The organism is Desulfofundulus thermosubterraneus DSM 16057 (assembly GCF_900142025.1).
Classification (GTDB): domain Bacteria; phylum Bacillota; class Desulfotomaculia; order Desulfotomaculales; family Desulfovirgulaceae; genus Desulfofundulus; species Desulfofundulus thermosubterraneus.
Map to the genome: position 1 here is coordinate 1 of NZ_FQZM01000046.1, position 18,501 is coordinate 18,501.

General features: G+C 50.2%; 22 protein-coding genes and 1 pseudogene. 12 read left to right on the forward strand and 11 right to left on the reverse strand.

Annotation, left to right across the window (positions count from 1 at the left end):
• The 4 genes from BUA65_RS14800 to BUA65_RS14815 form a co-directional block, all read left to right on the forward strand.
• Positions 1 to 323 (forward strand): acyl-CoA dehydrogenase family protein (locus tag BUA65_RS14800; RefSeq protein ID WP_278246286.1); only part of this gene is annotated, 323 nt, incomplete at its 5' end.
• A gap of 53 nt (positions 324 to 376) precedes the next feature.
• Complete coding sequence (locus BUA65_RS14805; RefSeq protein ID WP_072870837.1) at positions 377 to 1,354, forward strand: CoA transferase subunit A; 978 nt, start codon at positions 377 to 379, stop codon at positions 1,352 to 1,354.
• A gap of 5 nt (positions 1,355 to 1,359) precedes the next feature.
• Positions 1,360 to 2,178 carry a CoA-transferase subunit beta gene (locus tag BUA65_RS14810; RefSeq protein ID WP_072870838.1) on the forward strand — a complete coding sequence of 273 codons (819 nt, stop codon included), beginning with the start codon at positions 1,360 to 1,362 and terminating at the stop codon, positions 2,176 to 2,178.
• A 226-nt stretch (positions 2,179 to 2,404) separates the two neighbouring features.
• Complete coding sequence (locus tag BUA65_RS14815; protein WP_072870840.1) at positions 2,405 to 4,159, forward strand: sigma 54-interacting transcriptional regulator; 1,755 nt, start codon at positions 2,405 to 2,407, stop codon at positions 4,157 to 4,159.
• Positions 4,160 to 4,190: 31 nt separating this feature from the next.
• Here the strand turns inward: BUA65_RS14815 and yhbH are convergent, their stop codons facing one another.
• The 3 genes and pseudogenes from yhbH to BUA65_RS14830 form a co-directional block, all read right to left on the reverse strand.
• Complete coding sequence (gene yhbH, locus BUA65_RS14820) at positions 4,191 to 5,345, reverse strand: sporulation protein YhbH (RefSeq protein WP_072870841.1); 1,155 nt, start codon at positions 5,343 to 5,345, stop codon at positions 4,191 to 4,193.
• Positions 5,346 to 5,356: 11 nt separating this feature from the next.
• Positions 5,357 to 6,403, reverse strand: a pseudogene (locus BUA65_RS14825) (protein prkA); the annotation flags it as partial.
• A 56-nt stretch (positions 6,404 to 6,459) separates the two neighbouring features.
• Positions 6,460 to 8,109, reverse strand: coding sequence for a recombinase family protein (locus BUA65_RS14830; RefSeq protein ID WP_084062530.1), 1,650 nt, complete (start codon positions 8,107 to 8,109; stop codon positions 6,460 to 6,462).
• A gap of 191 nt (positions 8,110 to 8,300) precedes the next feature.
• Between BUA65_RS14830 and BUA65_RS19025 the strand changes: the two genes are divergently transcribed.
• The 5 genes from BUA65_RS19025 to recA all read left to right on the forward strand — a co-directional run bounded on the left by BUA65_RS19025 (position 8,301) and on the right by recA (position 13,673).
• Positions 8,301 to 8,435 (forward strand): transposase, encoded by a 135-nt coding sequence (locus BUA65_RS19025; protein WP_369332854.1) that lies wholly within the window; start codon positions 8,301 to 8,303, stop codon positions 8,433 to 8,435.
• Positions 8,422 to 8,661, forward strand: coding sequence for a transposase (locus tag BUA65_RS17735; protein WP_072870843.1), 240 nt, complete (start codon positions 8,422 to 8,424; stop codon positions 8,659 to 8,661). The genes BUA65_RS19025 and BUA65_RS17735 overlap by 14 nt, the downstream gene beginning before the upstream one ends.
• Before the next feature lie 480 nt (positions 8,662 to 9,141).
• Entirely contained in the window at positions 9,142 to 10,965 is a 1,824-nt protein-coding gene (locus tag BUA65_RS14845) for an ATP-binding protein (RefSeq protein WP_072870845.1), read from the forward strand.
• A 427-nt stretch (positions 10,966 to 11,392) separates the two neighbouring features.
• Positions 11,393 to 12,442 carry a helix-turn-helix domain-containing protein gene (locus BUA65_RS14850; RefSeq protein ID WP_072870846.1) on the forward strand — a complete coding sequence of 350 codons (1,050 nt, stop codon included), beginning with the start codon at positions 11,393 to 11,395 and terminating at the stop codon, positions 12,440 to 12,442.
• Between the two features lie 136 nt (positions 12,443 to 12,578).
• Entirely contained in the window at positions 12,579 to 13,673 is a 1,095-nt protein-coding gene (recA, locus tag BUA65_RS14855; RefSeq protein ID WP_072870848.1) for a recombinase RecA, read from the forward strand.
• 302 nt (positions 13,674 to 13,975) lie between these two features.
• Here the strand turns inward: recA and BUA65_RS14860 are convergent, their stop codons facing one another.
• From BUA65_RS14860 to BUA65_RS14885, 6 genes are all read right to left on the reverse strand, one after another.
• Positions 13,976 to 14,482 (reverse strand): ImmA/IrrE family metallo-endopeptidase, encoded by a 507-nt coding sequence (locus BUA65_RS14860; RefSeq protein ID WP_072870850.1) that lies wholly within the window; start codon positions 14,480 to 14,482, stop codon positions 13,976 to 13,978.
• Between the two features lie 36 nt (positions 14,483 to 14,518).
• Positions 14,519 to 14,977, reverse strand: a complete 459-nt coding sequence (locus tag BUA65_RS14865; protein ID WP_072870851.1) for a helix-turn-helix domain-containing protein — start codon at positions 14,975 to 14,977, stop codon at positions 14,519 to 14,521.
• 241 nt (positions 14,978 to 15,218) lie between these two features.
• Positions 15,219 to 15,443 carry a type II toxin-antitoxin system HicA family toxin gene (locus BUA65_RS14870; RefSeq protein WP_072870853.1) on the reverse strand — a complete coding sequence of 75 codons (225 nt, stop codon included), beginning with the start codon at positions 15,441 to 15,443 and terminating at the stop codon, positions 15,219 to 15,221.
• Between the two features lies 1 nt (position 15,444).
• Positions 15,445 to 15,651 (reverse strand): type II toxin-antitoxin system HicB family antitoxin, encoded by a 207-nt coding sequence (locus tag BUA65_RS14875; protein WP_013823543.1) that lies wholly within the window; start codon positions 15,649 to 15,651, stop codon positions 15,445 to 15,447.
• A 17-nt stretch (positions 15,652 to 15,668) separates the two neighbouring features.
• Positions 15,669 to 16,400 (reverse strand): GntR family transcriptional regulator, encoded by a 732-nt coding sequence (locus BUA65_RS14880; protein ID WP_072870854.1) that lies wholly within the window; start codon positions 16,398 to 16,400, stop codon positions 15,669 to 15,671.
• Positions 16,393 to 17,094: a creatininase family protein gene (locus BUA65_RS14885; RefSeq protein ID WP_072870856.1), complete on the reverse strand. Its 702-nt coding sequence runs from the start codon at positions 17,092 to 17,094 to the stop codon at positions 16,393 to 16,395. The genes BUA65_RS14880 and BUA65_RS14885 overlap by 8 nt, the downstream gene beginning before the upstream one ends.
• A gap of 172 nt (positions 17,095 to 17,266) precedes the next feature.
• On the opposite strand from BUA65_RS14885, the gene BUA65_RS18070 reads away from it, so the two are divergent.
• Positions 17,267 to 17,464, forward strand: coding sequence for a hypothetical protein (locus BUA65_RS18070; protein ID WP_131821528.1), 198 nt, complete (start codon positions 17,267 to 17,269; stop codon positions 17,462 to 17,464).
• Here BUA65_RS18070 and BUA65_RS14890 read toward each other — a convergent pair.
• The gene (locus BUA65_RS14890; RefSeq protein ID WP_013823539.1) at positions 17,425 to 17,655 is read right to left on the reverse strand and encodes a helix-turn-helix domain-containing protein; all 231 of its coding nucleotides are present in this window, start codon (positions 17,653 to 17,655) and stop codon (positions 17,425 to 17,427) included. The two genes, BUA65_RS18070 and BUA65_RS14890, sit on opposite strands and share 40 nt — an antisense overlap.
• Before the next feature lie 101 nt (positions 17,656 to 17,756).
• Here BUA65_RS14890 and BUA65_RS14895 point away from each other — a divergent pair, with 101 nt between their 5' ends.
• Positions 17,757 to 18,020 (forward strand): helix-turn-helix transcriptional regulator, encoded by a 264-nt coding sequence (locus BUA65_RS14895; protein WP_013823538.1) that lies wholly within the window; start codon positions 17,757 to 17,759, stop codon positions 18,018 to 18,020.
• On the opposite strand, the gene BUA65_RS14900 is transcribed toward BUA65_RS14895, so the two are convergent.
• Positions 17,981 to 18,208 (reverse strand): helix-turn-helix domain-containing protein, encoded by a 228-nt coding sequence (locus BUA65_RS14900; RefSeq protein WP_072870857.1) that lies wholly within the window; start codon positions 18,206 to 18,208, stop codon positions 17,981 to 17,983. The genes BUA65_RS14895 and BUA65_RS14900 overlap by 40 nt on opposite strands.
• Positions 18,209 to 18,293: 85 nt before the next feature.
• On the opposite strand from BUA65_RS14900, the gene BUA65_RS14905 reads away from it, so the two are divergent.
• Positions 18,294 to 18,500, forward strand: a complete 207-nt coding sequence (locus tag BUA65_RS14905) for a helix-turn-helix transcriptional regulator (protein ID WP_072870859.1) — start codon at positions 18,294 to 18,296, stop codon at positions 18,498 to 18,500.
• Position 18,501 lies beyond the last annotated feature (1 nt).

An 18,501-nucleotide genomic window follows, 5' to 3' on the forward strand; every position in this document is an offset into this window, starting at 1 on the left:
CCATTGCTGAATTCCAGGCCATCCAGTTCATGCTGGCCGACATGGCCACCCAGATCGATGCCGCCCGGCTACTGGTTTACCGGGCCGCCCGGCTGAAGGACAAGGGGCTGCCCCACTCCAAGGAAGCCTCCATGGCCAAGATGTACGCCACGGACACGGCCATGTTTGTCACCACCAACGCGGTGCAAATCCTGGGCGGTTACGGCTACTGCAAGGAGTACCCTGTGGAGCGGTACATGCGCGATGCCAAGATCACCCAGATCTACGAGGGCACCAACCAGATCCAGCGGCTGGTCATTGCCAAAAACCTGTTGCGGGGTTAAATATGAATCTTTCAAATTTAAGCCGGCCCAAAGAAATTTAGGGAGGGTTTTTCATGGCCAAAAATAAACGCAAGAGTATTAAAGAAGCGGTACAGCTGATTAACGACGGTGACATGATTACCTTTTCCGGTTTTACCATCTGGCGGCGCCCCATGGCCATTGTCTACGAGATGGTGCGCCAGCGCAAAAAAAACCTGCACCTGATCGAGGTCAATTCGGGCACCCATGGTGAAATCCTCATCGGGGCGGGTTGCGTCAAGGTTTTGGAAACCTGCTGGATTGGCCACGAGTTGTACGGGAAGGTCGGGGCCAACGCCGCCCGCAAGCTGAAATCCGGGGAACTGATTGTGGAAGATTACAGTCACGTGCACATGATCATGCGTTTTGCCGCCGGGGCAATGGGCGTTCCTTACCTGCCGACCCGGGCTTCCCTGGGTACGGACATTCTCAATCCCGAGTATGACGCCCTGGGCAAACATGGCCTGCGGGATGGCTCCAACCCCCGCATTCCCAGGCGCAAATTTGAATTTTTAACCGATCCTTTCTTTGGTGAGCAGGGCGATATTATTCACGTACCCGCGGCGCGGCCTAACGTATGTATTGCCCACGTGCAGCAGGTGGGGGAGGAAGGCACCGTGCGGGTATACGGGCAGCGCTATTCCGACGCGGAAGCCATCAAAGCCGCCGACAAGGTGATCGTGGTGGCCGAAGAAATCGTGCCGGAAGAGGTTATCCGCCAGGATCCTACGGCCAACCTGATCCCGCATTACCTGGTGGATGCCATCGTGGAGCAGCCATGGGGTGCTCATCCCACCGGATGCTTCGGGTATTACGAGGTGGACGGGAAGTTCATTCGCGATTTCTACAGCAAGACCAAGACCCAGGAAGGCTTCGACGCGTGGGCGGAAGAGTGGATCCTCAAAGTAAATAGCTTTGATGAATACCTGTACAAGATAGGTTTCCGGCGCCTGGATTTGCTGCGGGCCAACTCCTCCTACAAGTACAGCACGCGGGTGAAGAGGGGTGCATAAGGAATATGCGTAATAACCACAGTCCGGCTCAGCCCGGGGAATACAAGCTGATAGAACTTTTGGCCGTGGCCGGTGCCCGGGAAATCCAGGACGGCGAGGTCGTATTTGCCGGCACCGGGCTACCCATGCTGGCGGTAACCCTGGCCCAGAAAACCAGTGCACCGCGGGCTTCCATCATTTACGAGGCCGGCTCCATGGACGGGCGGCCGGCACACCTGCCTTCTTCCGTTGGGGACGCCCGCTGTGAGTACAGGGCTTCGGTATCCTCGGGTCTCCTGGACGTTTTCGGCCAGCTGCAGCGGGGGGTTGTGGACCTGGCCTTTCTGGGCGGGGCGGAAATTGACAAGTATGGCAACGTAAACACCACCGTCATCGGCGGTGACTATTACAATCCCGCGGTACGCCTCACCGGTTCGGGCGGCAACCCGGATATCAACTCCCTGGCCAAGCGCACCGTGTTCATCATGGTTCAGGAGAAGCGCCGTTTTAAAGAACAGGTGGATTATGTCACCTCACCGGGCTGGCGGGTCAAGAAGTGGCCCGGTGGTGAATGGGTCACGCGCCAGGAGGCTTTTGGTTCGGTGTTCCGGGGCGGGCCGGTGGCGGTAATCACCAGCATGGCCGTCTTCCGTTTCGATGAGGAAACGGGAGAGATGTACCTGGATACCGTTCATCCGGGCGTTACCGTAGAAGACGTGAAAAATAACGTGGGTTTCGACCTGGATGTCAGCCGCTGCCGGGGTGAAACTTCTCCCCCCACCTATCATGAGCTGCACCTGCTGCGCAATGTCATTGATCCGGAAGGACTCTTCCTGGGCAGTTGAACAGCCGGGTACCGGCGGATGTCCAGCACCATGGGGAAGTTGATTGCCAGGTTTGATTTGAACGACGGCTCGGGGAAAGAAAAGCGGCCCCGGGCCCTTTTTTTGCAGGCGGCGCCGGCCTTTATTTTTTAATTTTAAAAAGGAGAGGATTCTGAACAAGCCGTGTAGAAAAAAGTGATCAAGTGTAAACGTAAGTAGAATGCCTGGCGGTGAGGTGGGACGGGCTTTGAGCAAGAGGGTTGGTCTGGCGGAGACAAAAATACCGGATCTGGGTGACATTTTAGATTCCCTAGCCAGTAATGTCGTTGCCGTAAACAAGGCAGGGGAGATCATTTATTGCAGTCCGCAGTTTGCCCGCTACCTGGAAATGCCCAGGGAGGAACTGATTGGCCGCCATATTAACGAGTTTTTTCCGGGAACGCCGCTTCTGGATGTGCTTAAGGACGGGCGGCCGCAGCTGGGACGCCGCCTGCAGTTAAAAGACGGGGTTTACCTGGTCAACCGCACTCCCATCTGGCTTAACGGGGAGATAGTGGGTGCCATTTCGGAATTTCAAAACATCAACGAAATTCAGAATATCATCGACGAGCTTTCCAGCGATAACGCCCGCATCCGGGAGCTGAAAAATTTACTGGAACTAATTCTGGATCTGTCCAGTGACGGGATCGTGGCCATAGACCGGAATTACGTGATTACCATGGCCAACCATAACTTTGCCAGCTTCTGGAACAAAACCCCCGAAGAAATTATCGGCAAAAACGTTTATGAAGTGTACGGGGAGAGCAAACCCATCTTCCCCCGGGCCATGGAGACGGGGGAAGCGGAATATGGATATTTGGGCAACCTCAACGGCCATGAAGTTATTGCCAACCGGGTGCCCTTGATCCGGGACGGGGAAATTGTCGGAGCCCTGGGAGTGGTGGCCTTTCGGGATGTGGAAGAGTTATACGCCCTGATCAAAAAGATCCGTCATCTCAAAAGCGAGCTGGATTACTATAAAGGCGAGCTGGAGCGGGTTCACCGCAGCAAGTTCAGCTTCGACCAGATTATCGGCCGCAACAAACAATTTGAAGCCGTCAAAGAAACCGCCCGCCGGGTAGCCATGACCAGTTCCACCGTCCTCATCCTGGGGGAGAGCGGTACCGGCAAGGAACTTTTTGCCCATGCCTTGCATACCGAAGGCCTGCGCAGCAAGGGTCCGTTTATCAAGGTGAATTGCGCGGCGGTGCCCGAAAACCTTCTGGAATCAGAGTTGTTCGGTTACGTGGAGGGGGCCTTCACCGGCGCCCGCAAAGGCGGGCAGCCGGGCAAGTTCGAGCTGGCTCACGGGGGGACCATTTTTTTAGATGAAATTGGCGATATGCCCATGTCCATGCAGGCGAAACTCCTGCGGGTTCTACAAGAAAAGGAAATTGAACGGTTGGGGGATACCAGGCCCCGCCGCGTCGATGTCCGGGTTGTCGTGGCCACCAACCAGAACCTGGAAGAGCTGATCGGCAAAGGCCGCTTCCGGGAAGATTTGTATTACCGCATCAATGTGGTTACCTTAAATATTCCCCCTTTGCGGGAACGCATGGATGACCTGGAACTCCTGGTGGAGCACTTTATTAAACATTTCAACCGTCAGTTCGGCCAGCGGGTAACCGGGGTTTCCGCGGAGGTAATGGAAATACTGATGGACCACCACTGGCCGGGCAATGTACGGGAACTGGAAAATGTTTTGGAGCGGGCCTATAACGTGCTAGACGGCACCGTTATCCAGAAAAAACACCTGCCTCTTTACCTGCAAAAGGCCGGCCTGGCCGGGGGGCAGCGGACCGGCCAGAGCGGCCTGCCCAGGCTGGTGGAAGAGGCGGAAAGGGAAGCCATTTTAGAGGCCCTGGCGGCCACCAAAGGCAACAAGCGGCAGGCGGCCCAATTGTTAGGCATATCCCGGGCCGGATTGTACAAGAAGTTAAAGCGTTATCAAATTGAGGGTTAGAAAGAAAAACCGGGAAACGTGCTCCCGGTACTTAATTCCTCACCTGTTCCGGTGCCACACTGAAAAATTTTTTCAGGGCGGGGTAGACGTCCTTTTTGTCTTTAATGGTAATGGAAACGAATCTGGGATTGTTTATTTTTTTATAAGCCGAACGCAGGGTGCTGGTATAATAATACGGCCCTTCGATTTCCCCGTAACCTACCAGGTTGCACACCTTCAAGAGCTCATTGACCAGCTTGACACAGTTTTCGTTGTCCGAGGCCAGGTTGTCACCGTCGGAAAAGTGAAAGGCATAAATGTTGTAGTCCTGGGGCGGGAAACGGTTTTCAATGATCTCCAGAGCCAGCTTGTAGACCGATGAGCAGCGGGTGCCGCCGCTGGCTCCCTTCGCGAAAAACTCCTCTTCGGTGGTTTCCCTGGCCTCCACGTGGTGGGCCAGGAAAATAATTTGCACATTCTGGTATTTGGTGCGCAAAAACCGCACCATCCAGAAAAAGAAACTGCGGGCGATGTACTTCTCAAAGGGCCCCATACTGCCCGAAGTATCCATCATGGCCAGGACCACGGCGCTAGATTCGTACTTGAAGGTGACATCCCAGGTTTTGTAGCGCAGGTCGTCTCTGGTGATGGTGGAAAGCCCTTTTTTGCCCTGCAGGGCATTGCGTTTAATGGCCTCGTAGATGGTCCGCTTGCGGTCGATATTGCTGGAAATGCCCATCTTGCGGACGTCTTTAAATTCCACCGATTCGGAAACCAGTTCGGGTTTTTTCTTTTGTTCCAGGTTGGGCAGGCCCAGGTCCTCAAAGATCAGTTCGGCCAGCTCATCAATGGTGATGTCGGCTTCATAATAATCCACTCCCGGCTCCTCACCAGCACCACCTTTGCCTTTCCCCCCCCCCTGCTGGGGATCGCTGCCCAGCACGTCGCCTGCCTTGCTCTTGCCGTCGCCCTGGCCGGCATGCTTCATTTTCCCCCGGTCATAACGGAAATGATATTCCTCTATCGAACGGATGGGAACTTTAATTACTTTATTCCCATCGGACATGATAATGCTTTCCTCACTGACTACGTCCGCCAGGTTTTTCTTAATGGCTTCCCGGACCTTCTCCTGGTGACGCTGCCGGTCAATCTCCCCTTTGCGGTGCAGCGACCAGTCTTCCCGGGAGATGATGTATTTTCCGGACATTAGCCTCACCCCTAGCGGTTCAACAGGCTGCCCACATATTTCAGCAGTTCGTTGGCACAAACGGCGCAGTACCCGTATTCGGAAATGAGCTTGTTGCTGACCTCGTTGATGCGTTTGAGCTGCTCGGCATCGGGAGTCTTGGTGGAAGTGGTGATTTTAACCACGTCCTTCAAATCGGCAAACAGTTTCTTCTCCACCGCTTCCCGCAGCCTCTCGTGGCAGGTGTAGTCGAACTTCTTACCCTTGCGGGCGTAGCTGGACAGGCGGATGAGAATTTCCTCCCGGAAGCTCTTTTTCGCGTTTTCGGACACGCCGATCTGCTCCTCAATGGAGCGCATTAATTTTTCGTCGGGATCCAGTTCTTCGTCGGTAATGGGATCTTTTAATTTGGTTCCGTTGCAATAGGCTTCCACATTGTCCAGGTAGTTGTCGAAGAGTATCCGGGCCGACTCTTCGTAGGAATACACGAAGGCCTTCTGCACTTCCTTTTTGGCCATCTCGTCGTACTCCTTGCGGGCTATGGAGATGAAGTTTAACAGCCGCTCCTTCTCTTCCCTGGTGATGGAAGGGTGCTGGTCCAGCCCATCTTTCAGTGCCCGCAGCACATCAAGGGCGTTAATGCACCTGGTGGAGGTGCGGATGAGGGCAGAGGAAAGGCGGTTGATCACATAGCGGGGGTCCACTCCGCTCATGCCCTCTTCCGGCGCTTCATTTTGTAGTTCGGTAACGTCCTTTTGCTTGAAGCCTTCCACATCCTCGCCGTCGTAGAGCTTCATCTTTTTCACGATGTCCATGCCTTGTTTCTTGCTTTCCTTCAGCCTTGAGAGGACAGAGAAGATAGCCGCCACCCGCAGGGCGTGGGGGGCAATATGTATATCTTTAAGATCGCTCTGTCGAATTAGTTTTTCATAGATCTTTATTTCATCGCTTACCCGCAGGTTGTAGGGGATCTTCATGACAATGATGCGGGAGTGCAGGGCTTCGTTTTTCTTGTTGCTGATAAAGGCCTTGTACTCGTTTTCATTGGTGTGGGCCACGATCATTTCGTCGGCGGTTACTTCATTATACTAATTAGTCAAGGTAGCCTTCGGGCTACCTTGACGCATTTATCCGGTTACTTTTGCGGGCTTTCCCCGGAGCCGAAAGTAAACCTGGGGTAGATAGACAGGTCGAATTTTCCCTTTCCGGTTTTATCAAGGTAGACCACGGAAATCAATTCCCTGAGCAGCTTGTTCTTCAGGGTCTTGTTTTCCGCGGCCTGATAAGCGGAAAGGAAGGTGTTGATGTTTTCCCGGAGCACCAGCATGTCCCGTTCCGGCTCGGGTTCGGAGCTTTTCCGTGTGGGAATTGATTCCAGCAAGGACAGCTCCTTTTCGATCTCGCCCTTCCGTTCCAGGAAAGTCTCGTCATCGTAGATGCCGGCTTCGTATTTCTCACAGATGAACTTCAACCTGCGCTTCAGCTCGGCCCGTTTCTTTTCAACCAATTCGTCGGTGTCGATGGTGGCAGCGGCTTCCCTTTGCTTATTGTAGACTTCCCCGAAAATCTCTTTCAGCCTTTGCACGTCGAAGCTGCCCAGTGTTTTGAGGTATTCCAGGATGGCGGCCTCGACGTCCCGGTACTTTACGGTGGTGCAGCCGGGTGTGGGGCACCACAGGAATTCCTTGTGATATTTGCTTATCTCCCCATTTTTTTTGCGGTAGCGTTGAACGGAATATTGGCGGACCATACGTCTGCCGCATTTCGCACAGACCACCAGCCCCGCCAGCTCGCAGGGGGAGAAGTCAAGTTTGACATTGGGCAGGTTCCTGCCGCTACGAAACTTCTGCTGGGCGAGAAACCAGGTTTCCGGATCGATGATGGGCTCATGTGCGTCGGCTACAACTATCCATTCGTCCTGGGGCCTGGGGTAGTATTTATTATCCACCCGACGGGAGGTGCGGTATTTCGCAGTTCCTATGTAAACCTCATTCTGGATTATCCGTCGCACCGTCATGTAATTCCAGCTTTTTGCTCCCCCGGGGGTGGGTACGCCCATCCGGGTAAGGTAACTCGCTATAGCCCGGAAAGATACGTCTTTTGTTATGCCTTCTTCTTCAATTCCGTGGACATAGAGGGCAAATATCAGCCGGACCACCTGGGCCTCTTCCTCGACTACCTCCAGTCGTCCGGTGTGTGGGTTGAGGCGGTACCCAAACGGAGTAATGCCGGACATCCACCGGCCCTCGTGGGCCAGGTTGTACTTTGCGCTTATCAGACGCTCCTTTATCATTTCAAATTCCTCTCGGGCGAAAAAAAGCGCAAAACGAATCTGCTGGGCGTCGGCGGGGTTCTGGGGGTCATAGATTTTGTAGGGAGTGATGATGTAGATTCGCCTGGTGACGAGAAGGTCGTAAATCCGCCCCATGTCTTTATAAGATCCGCGCCCAAGCCGGGATATTTCCTTGGCGGCTATTGCATTGTATTTGCCCTGCTCCAGATCCGCCAGGACCTGCTGGAACACCGGTCGGGTTTCGATCCTGTCTCCGGAACCGATTTCTTCCACCTGGTCATAGGGAATGCCCAGATCGTCCAGTACTTTGGCCATTATCCTTTTTTGAATGGCTAAAGTGTCTTCGCCGGTGCGCTTTTCCCTTTCTATATCCTGCCGGGATCGGCGCAGGTAGTTGATTATGCGGTAGATGTTGAGTGTGAAATCCGCGTCGATAATCTTTCCCCCGTGTCGCTTCGAGGAGCCCGCCGCGTGAGTGCTGTTTCGTGACAAGTCAACTAACCCTCCCGGGTTTATTGGTATGAAGAACGTTATTCCACATATACCAAAAAAATACCTGCCCCATGCGGGGTAGTATTTAACAGTGAGGTAAGCCGAACGGTTACCGTGCTTTCATAATTAGCAGGTATCAACTGTCATTAGCCTGTTTCCAGTAAAATTCTCAAGAACCGTTCAGCGTTATCCTGCGCAAGGACGGCCGGGTGCGGCTTTCAAGCGTGCTCCTAGCCACAGGGATTAATCGGGAAGGATACCGGGAGATTTTAGGACCTATGTTCGATGACAGCGAATCAGGAGGCCATCAGGTTGAAGTTCTTTGATTGGCTCAAAGGAATGGACCTGGTGGTCTCCGATGACCATAAGGGATTGGTCAACGCAATAGAGGCGCATTTCCAGGGGGCAACCTGGCAATGGTACCAGACGCACTTTATCCGGAACATCCTGGATGCCTGTCCAAAGAGCCTTCAGGGTAAAGCTGCAAGGGCTTCTGCGGTTGATTTTCGACGCGCCGGACATAAGGACGGCCAAGCGGTTGTTGCTGAATGAAACGATAGATTCCCTTGGTGCTCGGGCGCCAAAAGCTTTGGTTAACCAGCTTGACGTGATTTCGAGGTTTGCGAACAGAAGTTTGATCCTAAACCCCACCTTTTCACTGTCTAAAACCTTGGTTTTAGGAAACTCGGTTATATTTTTTGCTAGTTTTCGACAAATGCCGATTTATTTTTGCAAGGAGAATGCGGAATTGATGTCGAAGCCTCATTTACGAAATTATGTAAGGAGCGTCTAGCTGAAGTCTAAAGAAGAGCATTAACTGGGAGGAGGTGAACTAATCTACTTAGTCTGGTTAATGTCCGGATTGTAGTTTTTAGTCAGTAATTACCGTCTATCATCATTGCGAAACATTTATCTTGATAATCATACTTTAAACCGTAAACCAAATGAACTAGATGTTATGTTCTGATATGGAAATACTGGAGCGTTGATAGATCAAGTATTTGTAGTACAAATGATTATGGAGGGTAGAAAATGAAACTAAAAAGCCTGATTTTGGAAAACTTTCGTGCGTACAAAGAACGAATACGAATTGATTTCAACGAAGGTATAACAGCGTTTATTGGCAAAAACGATGTCGGAAAGTCTACCATACTAGAGGCGCTGGAAATTTTCTTTAATAATAATTTAGTAAAAATAGCAGTAGACGATCCAAATGTCTATATTGAAGACAAAATCGTTACAATCGGATGCGTTTTTACTGATTTGCCAAAAGAAATTATATTAGATGCAACGGCAGTCACGAGTTTAGATGAAGAATATCTTTTAAACGAAGATGGGGATCTAGAAATTATCAAAGAGTTTAACTGCAGTTTAAAAACGCCAAAAGAGGCAGTTTTTGCTATTGCTCTCCATCCTTCGGCGGAGAAAGTTAACGATTTATTGTCATTAAAACAGAAAGAACTTAAGGACCGGTTGAAAACATTGGGGATTGATGATAAGGAAATTGATCTTCGTTCCAATCCCTCGATAAGAAAAGCAATTTGGCAAAATACGCCGGATTTGCAACTATCCACAAATAAAATTCCTCTAGATAAAGAGGATGCAAAAAAAATTTGGGAAAGTTTAAAAAAACATCTTCCAACCTTTGCCTTGTTTCAAGCTGATAGGCCTAGCACCGATCAGGATGCAGAAGTGCAGGACCCGATGAAAGTTGCTGTTTTGGAGGCAATAAGATCGGTTGAAACGGAGCTTCAAAAAATAGAAGCGACTGTTAGGGAAAAAGCTACAGAAGTTGCTTTAAGAACGATAAATAAACTCAAAGAAATGGATCTTTCGTTAGCAAGCCAATTAAATCCAGAGTTTAAAAGTGAACCTAAATGGGATTCCATTTTTAAGCTTACGTTAACTGGTGACAATGGTATTTCTATTAATAAAAGAGGAAGTGGTGTAAGAAGGTTAATTCTTCTTAACTTTTTTCGTGCAGAAGCTGAACGGAAACAAAAAGAACAAGGATCTTCCGGAATTATATATGCAATTGAGGAGCCTGAAACATCTCAACATCCCACTAATCAAAAACTTCTCGTGGATGCCCTCATGGATTTATCTGAGCAGGGTAACTGTCAGATAATTCTTACTACCCACGTGCCTGGGCTTGCGGGTTTATTACCGACTGAATGCTTGCGATATGTAGAAAGGGATGAGCATGGCAATAATAATGTTCGCTCAGGGGACGAAAATGTTTATAAACTTATCGCTAATGATCTTGGTATATTGCCAGATAAGCGTATAAAAGTGCTTATATTTGTAGAAGGTCCCAATGATGTGACCTTCCTAAAACATATTTCAGCAATGCTTCATAAACACGATCCTTCTCTCCCAGACCTTGCAACCGATTCTCGAGTAGCTATCATTCCGTTAGGTGGTTCAACATTGAAACAGTGGGTAGAAGAGCATTATTTAAAAGGTTTGGATCTACCCGAGATCCACATTTATGATCGGGATACGCAGAATCCTCCAAAATACCAAGATGTTGTTAATCGCGTTAATGCACGTGGAGATAGATCATGGGCAACTTTAACTGGTAAACGTGAGTTAGAAAACTATTTGCACCCGGATGCAATCTATGAGGTATTAGGAGTGCGAATTAATTATACTGATGAAGACGATGTTCCTAAACTAGTAGCTCAAGCCATTAACAATGACTATAATAATAAATATGCACCTATAAATGAAAAACGTGTTAAAAAATTACTTAATGATGAGGTTGCGCAGAGGATGACCTATGATCGTTTACAGGATATTGATCCCAATGGTGAGGTAATAAGTTGGTTGAAACAAATCGCGATTCGCTTATAATGGAATCAACATATTAACATTATTTGAATATTTCTGTTTTCGGGAGTAGTGGAGCTTGAGGGAATAAAAAATCTTGTTATGTGTAAATGCCAAATCCCAAAATTGACTTTGACACTTAAAATTTAGAAAGCTTTGGGCTGTAGGAATGAGGTCACTCCCAATTATTGGAACCTTTTAGTTGTGCCGCGCGAAAAGTAGAGTAAAGACAATGGTTTCAGGGATCGCTGTAAAAGTCCAGTAAAAAGTGTTAATGGCAGGCGAGAAGAGATTTAGGAATTTAAACTGATTTTGGATTTATTCAGTTATTGACAACCACCCGCGTGACAAATCACGCGGGTTTTTTTGTGGGCTTCCGGGAGGGAGGTCCAAAACAAAAATGCCATGCGCTCATGCAAGCGAATGGCAAAAGAAAGGAGTTTCTAAGGCTATGATAGTGGAAACCCCGGGCGTTGTCAAGCAGGAAAATGGAAATCCAAACCGTTTTTACGAACTTTACGGCAGGACAATTGCCGAGCAGGGTGTGGCTCCCATTCCCACCGCTTTGTTCCGTTACCAGAGGGAATTGGGACTTTCCTTCCAGGAGGTGGCTTTTATCTGCCACCTTTTGAGCTACCGGTGGACCGTTAAGGATCCTTATCCCTCCATCAGGGAACTCAGCAAGTTAACCGGCGTGAGTGAAAAGACCCTGCATTCCTATAAAAAAAGCCTGGTTGAAAAGGGACTGATCGTTGTCCGCAACAGGTACGATTCCAGCAACGGCCAGTTGAGTAATGAATATGACCTGGCGCCTGTCTTTGAAAAGCTGCAGCAGATTATTCAAAGCGAGCGGGAAGAAACCTCCGATTTCGGACAGGGGTGTGTAAAAAATACAGACCCCCCACTTACCCGGGTGGATCATACCGGGGGGTGTGAAAAAATTTCACACCCCCCACTTTCCGAATTTCAGAGGGGGGTCTGTAAAAATTTCACCCCCCCTCTTACCATGGGTTCAGACGAATTAAATAATAATATATTTGTTGTTGTTGATGTTGATCATAGTACCATTGATGAAGACCAAAAACCGGGAGATAACGTGCCCGCAGACAACCGCGGCGAAACGCCGGGCGAGCCTGCAACAAGCGTCCATCCCTGCCTTAATGCCGCCGTTCTGGGGGAGTTGCAGGCGGCAGTGCTGATGGCCACCGGCGCTCGCGTGCCTTCAGAGTTCCTGGAGGAACTCCTTCTGGAGTTTCCAAAAGAAAAGATCAGGGAGAAAATCAAACTTATCAGTGAAATGGGCAACGGTACGGAAATCAGGAACGTCCCCGGCCTGCTGGTTGCCGCACTCAGGGAAGATTACAGGCACGAACCCGGGCGGCCGCAGGGCCGGGTCGAGAAGAATAAATCAAAAACTAAGCAAGCGGAAAATAAAACGGGTTCTGAGGAACAGGAAAAGCTGAAAAAACGGGAACTGCTTAAATCCCTTTATCTCTCTTGAGTTATCAGCTTTTTCGTCAGTTTCTGGATTTTTCCGTGTGCTACCGTAACTTTTCACCCACATGGCAACATTTTCCTTGCATCAGAACGGGCTTTGCTTTATAATCCATTAAAACATATGTTTGGGGGTGTGCGAAATGGCAAGAGCGGAGAAAGGGAAGCCGGCCACCAGGGAGGAAGTGCTTGAAAATGTACTGGCGAAAATCAAGGGGAAATTTGGCGAGGGGTCCATTATGAGGCTGGGAGAGAACCCCAAAATGATGGTTGAGGCTATCCCTACTGGTATTCTGTCCCTGGACCTGGCGACCGGGGTGGGCGGTCTACCCAGGGGCCGTATTGTGGAACTTTTCGGCCCGGAGTCTTCGGGCAAAACCACGGTTGCGCTGCATGTGATCGCCGAAGCACAGAAAAGGGGAGGCATTGCTGCCTTCATTGACGCGGAACACGCCCTGGATCCGGTCTATGCCAAAAACCTTGGAGTGGACATTGAAAACCTCCTGGTCTCCCAGCCAGACTATGGGGAACAGGCCCTGGATATCTGTGAGGATCTGGTAAAAAGCATGGCGATAGACGTGGTCGTAATAGATTCGGTGGCAGCCCTGGTGCCAAAGGCGGAAATAGAAGGGGAAATGGGGGAGATCCAGGTCGGCCTGCAGGCACGCCTGATGTCCCAGGCTTTGCGTAAACTGACGGCAATAACCAGCAAGAGCAAAGCGGTTGTCATCTTTATCAACCAGTTAAGAGAAAAGGTCGGGGGCAATAACTTCGGCGGCAACATACCCGAGGTCACGCCCGGCGGGAGGGCGCTGAAGTTTTACGCTTCCGTGCGGTTGGATGTACGGAAGAAGGAAACCATAAAAGACGGTAGTGAGGCGATTGGCAGCGAAGTCAGCATCAAGGTGGTCAAGAACAAGGTTGCCCCGCCCTTCCGGGGGACAATTGTAGAAATGTATTATGGCGAGGGCGTTTCTCGCGAACAGGATGTCCTGAACCTTGCTTTGAAATATGAACTGGTCAAAAAGTCCGGTACGTGGTACTCGTACAATGGGGAGCAACTCGGACAGGGAAGGGAAAATGTTCGAAGGTTCCTGAAGGCGCACCCGGAAATGGTGGCTGAACTGGCTCAGAAGGTGGTCGAGAAAATCGGGGCGGAGGCGGCAAAGGCCGGCAGTATGGAAGAGAGTGCGGCTGAAAGCAACATAGTGTACCTGTCGAGGGAACGGGAGCAATAAGATCGTTGCTCTCTTTTGAAAGTTCGGGAGGGCTACGTTTTGAATGTCCTTTTTACAGTGAGAAAGCGAGAATGTGCATGATCCCACCCTTGGCCCGGAAACCCTGTGAAAAAGGCGTAATAGGAGCTTGTAAAAAAGGGTCCGTTGCTGTGCGGACCTTTCTCTTTGTAAACCTTGGCCGAGTGAGGACTGGTATAATTAAAGGGTTTCCATAGCCGGCTTGGATGCTCGATATTCTTTTCTATCTTTCGACAAAATTTCCTATAAACGAAAAAAGCCTTTTCCGGCTTCCATCCCTTGGATTACGGCACCCAATCTTCCGGGTCCGGTACTTTATATCCCAGAGCTTTTAACACCTCAGGCCCCCTGACTTCGATTTCCCTGGCCACCACGTCCGCTGCTTGCGGGGACAGACCGTACTTGTCGGCGAATCTGTGGGGGTCGTATTCGCATTCTTCGAAACCTTCCCTGTCCCACAAAACGGCGTATATCAATGCGAAGAGGTGGGCCTCAAGCTCGTATTTGCCGCAGCTGTACCTTATGTATGCGTGGTCCATGAACCGGTTCGTGCCAGGGTGGAGGATCTTGTGGGCCACTTCGTGGAGTAGGATGCCATAACGCTTGAAGCGGGGCAGCAACGGGCTTACGACGACTATGGCCCCATCCGGAATGTCGATGAAACCACCCCGGAGCCGTTTGGTGGGAACATAAAGGACGTTTACCTCGCAGTAATCGGCAAGTTCCCGGGGGTGGAGAAGACCGCAGCGGGAAATGAGATCTGATACTTGCTTAAAAATTCTGCCGAACATCACGTCCAATCACCTTTTGTGAACATAGGTTTCGGATTAATTCTTTCCATCTTCACTTCTACCGGAAGCCGCTTTTTGCTTTTTCTTTTTCAGGAATTCCAGGATATGGTCAAGCATCAGTTCCAGGTCCTCGATAATTTCCTCATCGAGTTCACCAATGGGCATGCCATCGAACATGACCGTTTCGGACCTGAGAAGTTCTTTGAACGCCTGCTCCAGCTCGATGCGTCTTTGCTGAAGGGATTTTTCTGTTTTTGCGGGGGGTGGAGAAGGATCATCTGATCGTCCCAAAAGGTAGTCAACTGAAACGTTAAAAATATTGGAAAGTTGTAAAAGTGTATCCTTATCAGGAAAATTTGTCTTACTGGGAGCTTCCCATCCGGCGACAGCAGAACGCGAGATTTTAAGTTTTTCAGCCAAATCTTCTTGTGTCCAGCCCTTTTGCTTTCTGAGAAACTTTATCCTTTGACTGAAGACAGTTGATTTACTTTCCAAGGTTTACCGCTCCCGATGGTCTTTTCAGGTACTTTTCATTTAAGTATAACCAAGATGTTCTCTAAAAGCACGTTGCTAAAAAGAACAAAGTAAAGATGCTTTCTTTGAAAAACTTAATAAAACCCTTGACATTGTTCTTGAAAGAGACTATACTGTTCTTACGGGCAACATTGTACTGTAAATTGTTTTTTATAAGAACAATAAAAACGGCATGCACCCCATCGCACGATGTCCGGTTCAACTAATTCAGTAATTCAATAAACTCATCAACGGACATTTCAGCCTTGCGAATTAAACTGCGCAGCAGGCCACGATCCAAAATTTTGTGATCAGGGATTGATAGCGTTGCCAGCATACCTGCTTTAACCATAATGATATGACTGCCTTTTTGTCGGGCAATTTTCCAGCCGGCCTTTTCAAAAGCGCGAACAGCGCGCTTACCCGAAACAACAGGAAGGGAAGCCATATTAGATGGCCACCTCGATTTCACGAAGAGGTAGCGTTAAGGGTAAGCCGGCTTCCTTCCTGACTTCGAGGCAAAGTTCAATCGCTTCCTTGATGTTTGCCAGAGCTTCTTCCTCGGTTCTGCCCTGGGAGATGCATCCCGGTATAACCGGACACTCTGCGACTATAAAGCCATCTTCACCCGGATAAAGAGTTACAGGTAAACGCACAGTATTAATACCTCCTTTTACGTTAGTTTATCATTATTATCTTGAACTTCAAAAGGAAACCGGTATAGAAACTCGTAACAATCCGCCCGGTCGGTTAGGAAACACAGTTCCAGCAACCGTCCGTCTTTATCATAAACTTTCCGGGTGATTCGCACCACCACAGGCACTCCGTAGAGGATCTGTTGCTCCTCCGGCGTAGACCCACCGGCAATCAGCGACTCCTCACAGATGGCAGGTTTCATACCAAGTGATTCCATCGCCCGGTACAAGTCTGTGCCGGGGTCGGAAATAAGTGACTTCAGCTCTTTGAGCGGGACAACCCCCGGGATATACGCATCCGACAGGGCGACGGGAATTTCATCCCGCCACTGGCGGGTGAGATACCTCAGCACCGGCGGATCCATCTCCTTGAGAACCGCTGCCGGCAGCTTTCTGGGACTGCGTACGATCTTCAGCTCCAGGATCTCCAGCCTGGCCCGCGGCCCGAACTCGGTCAGGAAGCCTCCCCGGCGTACCGACCGCTCCAGCAAAGGCCTGACGATGCGGCGCTTGTTGCCGGGGCCGGAGGTGACGACTAATCCTTCCCTGATGAGGGCGTTTACGGCGTTCTGGACGGTGCTTACATAGACGCCGAATTCGTTTATCAATTCCTTGTTGGTTGGAAAAGGTTGTCCCGGTTTCAGTTGACCCGAAAGAATTCTTTCACGCAGAATTGCAGCTATTTCCTGCCAGCTAAATTGCTCAGCCAATTTCAACGAACTCCTTTACCGTTTTTGCTGTTTCTTCTGCTAAGGCACTCAGGAGCATGGCTCCCTTATCGGCAGAAGCTCTTGAAGGGAACCCGATGGTCCCGGTTTCGGTATAAGCCCTCATGCCCAGGGTTTCAAGGAGCTCTCGTTCCGGCCGGTCAACGTCCTTCAATTCCCGGGAGCGTACAGCTTCAGGAAACAAATGCATGATAATGGACGTCTCACCTTCACCGGCATGCATATCCCGGGAAGGGGAGGAGGATAACCCGGCTGCCCGGTAAGCCCCTTCCCAGTGATGGCGGGATGGGAGCAGCAGCACCCGCGGGCAGGGATAATTCAATTCCTGGACGACGTTTCTCAGGAGGTGATTGCCCATGTGGCAGCTGACGATGACAAGCTTCCCGATGCCGGAAAAGGCGAGGGACTCTACCACGTCGGAAATTACCGAAGCAATGGTCGTTACTTTGAGGGACACACTCCCCGGAAAACCGGCATGTTCAAAAGAGGAGGAGAAGGGTAGCAGCGGCAGCAGGTAGGCCGGTGCGAAAATATCGGCCAGCCTGCCGGCCAGCACCTCCGCGATAATCCCGTCGGTACCCAGGGGAAGGTGCGGCCCGTGCTGCTCCAGGGACCCCACGGGCAGGAAAGCAATTTTTACACCCTTCAGGTCTTCCCAGGTAGAAAAGCGGTCCACAACATCTCACCTCCTGACATATAGAAATTGGTCTAGATTAAGAATAAGCTCGATATTAGTTTAACCCAAAAAACAAAGAAAGTACAGGGGGTAAAATAAATTAGAGGCTTGACCTTTTATTAGTATTGATCTAGACTAATAATAAGGCCAGCAGGCCGGGGAGGGATAGCTGTTGAGAAAGCCACCCACCTATGTGATAAATGTGAGGTTTGTGCCTGTTCCCGGCTGGGAGCGCAGGTACGAAGAGGGTATGGCTGCATTCCTGAAGATGCTCCAGTATGCCAGGAATGCCTCCGGCGGTTCGATACCGGTGGAGAAGCGTCAAGAAGATCAGTGCCTGCGCGGGTCGTCGGAGCGGCCGACCAAGTAGTCCAGGGATACGTCGAAGAAGTCGGCAAGGGCAACAAGAGTATCCACGGAAGGGGATATTACAGCCTTTTCAAACTGCGTAACAGCTCCCTTGCTCTTTAAACCAAGAGCACCTGCAAGTTTCTGTGTGGAAAGACCGTGTTGCTCACGTAAATACCTTAACCTTGCGGCAAAAATTTTTCTATCGAACATGGTTGATGCCTCTTGACGGTTAGTAATACTAACCGATAGAATATATACTGGTAGCGGTTAGTGACACTGACCGCTGCTTCCTAACGTGGTGATTGCGTCATATGAAACGGACTCGTTTAATTGAGGCTAGAAAAAATGCAGGTTTATCTTTACGACAACTGGCCCAGCAATTAGGAATAAGCAAGTCATTGGTAGTGTCTATAGAAAACTGTCGTTGCAACCCGTCCTGGGAGGTGGCCCAGCGCCTTGAAAGATTCTTCGGCATTCCCGTCGGCGAACTGCTGGCTGTAGAGCCTGAACAGCCCGCGTCGCAGGGGAACAGAAATCAGTGCCTGCGCGGGTCGTCGGAGCGGCCTACGAGGTAGTCCAAGGATACGTCGAAGAAGTCGGCGAGAACCACCGCTACGTCTAAGGGAGGTAACCTGTAACCGGTCTCCCAGTGGCCAACAGTTTGTTTAGCCACTCCGATTTTCTTACCGAGTTGCTCCAGTGATAGCTTACTTTCTTGTCGTAGTTGGCGCAATCTCTGGCCAAAAACCTCTTTAGAGAACATCGGGAAACATCCTTGACAGTCTCCTTATAGGAGACTATAATGAAATTGCTAAGTCTCCTTATAGGAGACAAGGTAGTGTGCAATCATGAGGAAAGCCCTATTGAACAGTCGAAAGAAATTGGGGCTAACCCAAGAACAAGTAAGCTTGGTAATTGGTATTAGCAAAAAGACATATAGCCACATAGAAACTGGTCGCCGAAACCCCTCCTGGGAGGTGGCCCAGCGCCTGGAGAAATTCTTCGGCATTCCCGCAAGTGAGCTGCTGGAGATAACCGATGAGGATCGAAAGTAGT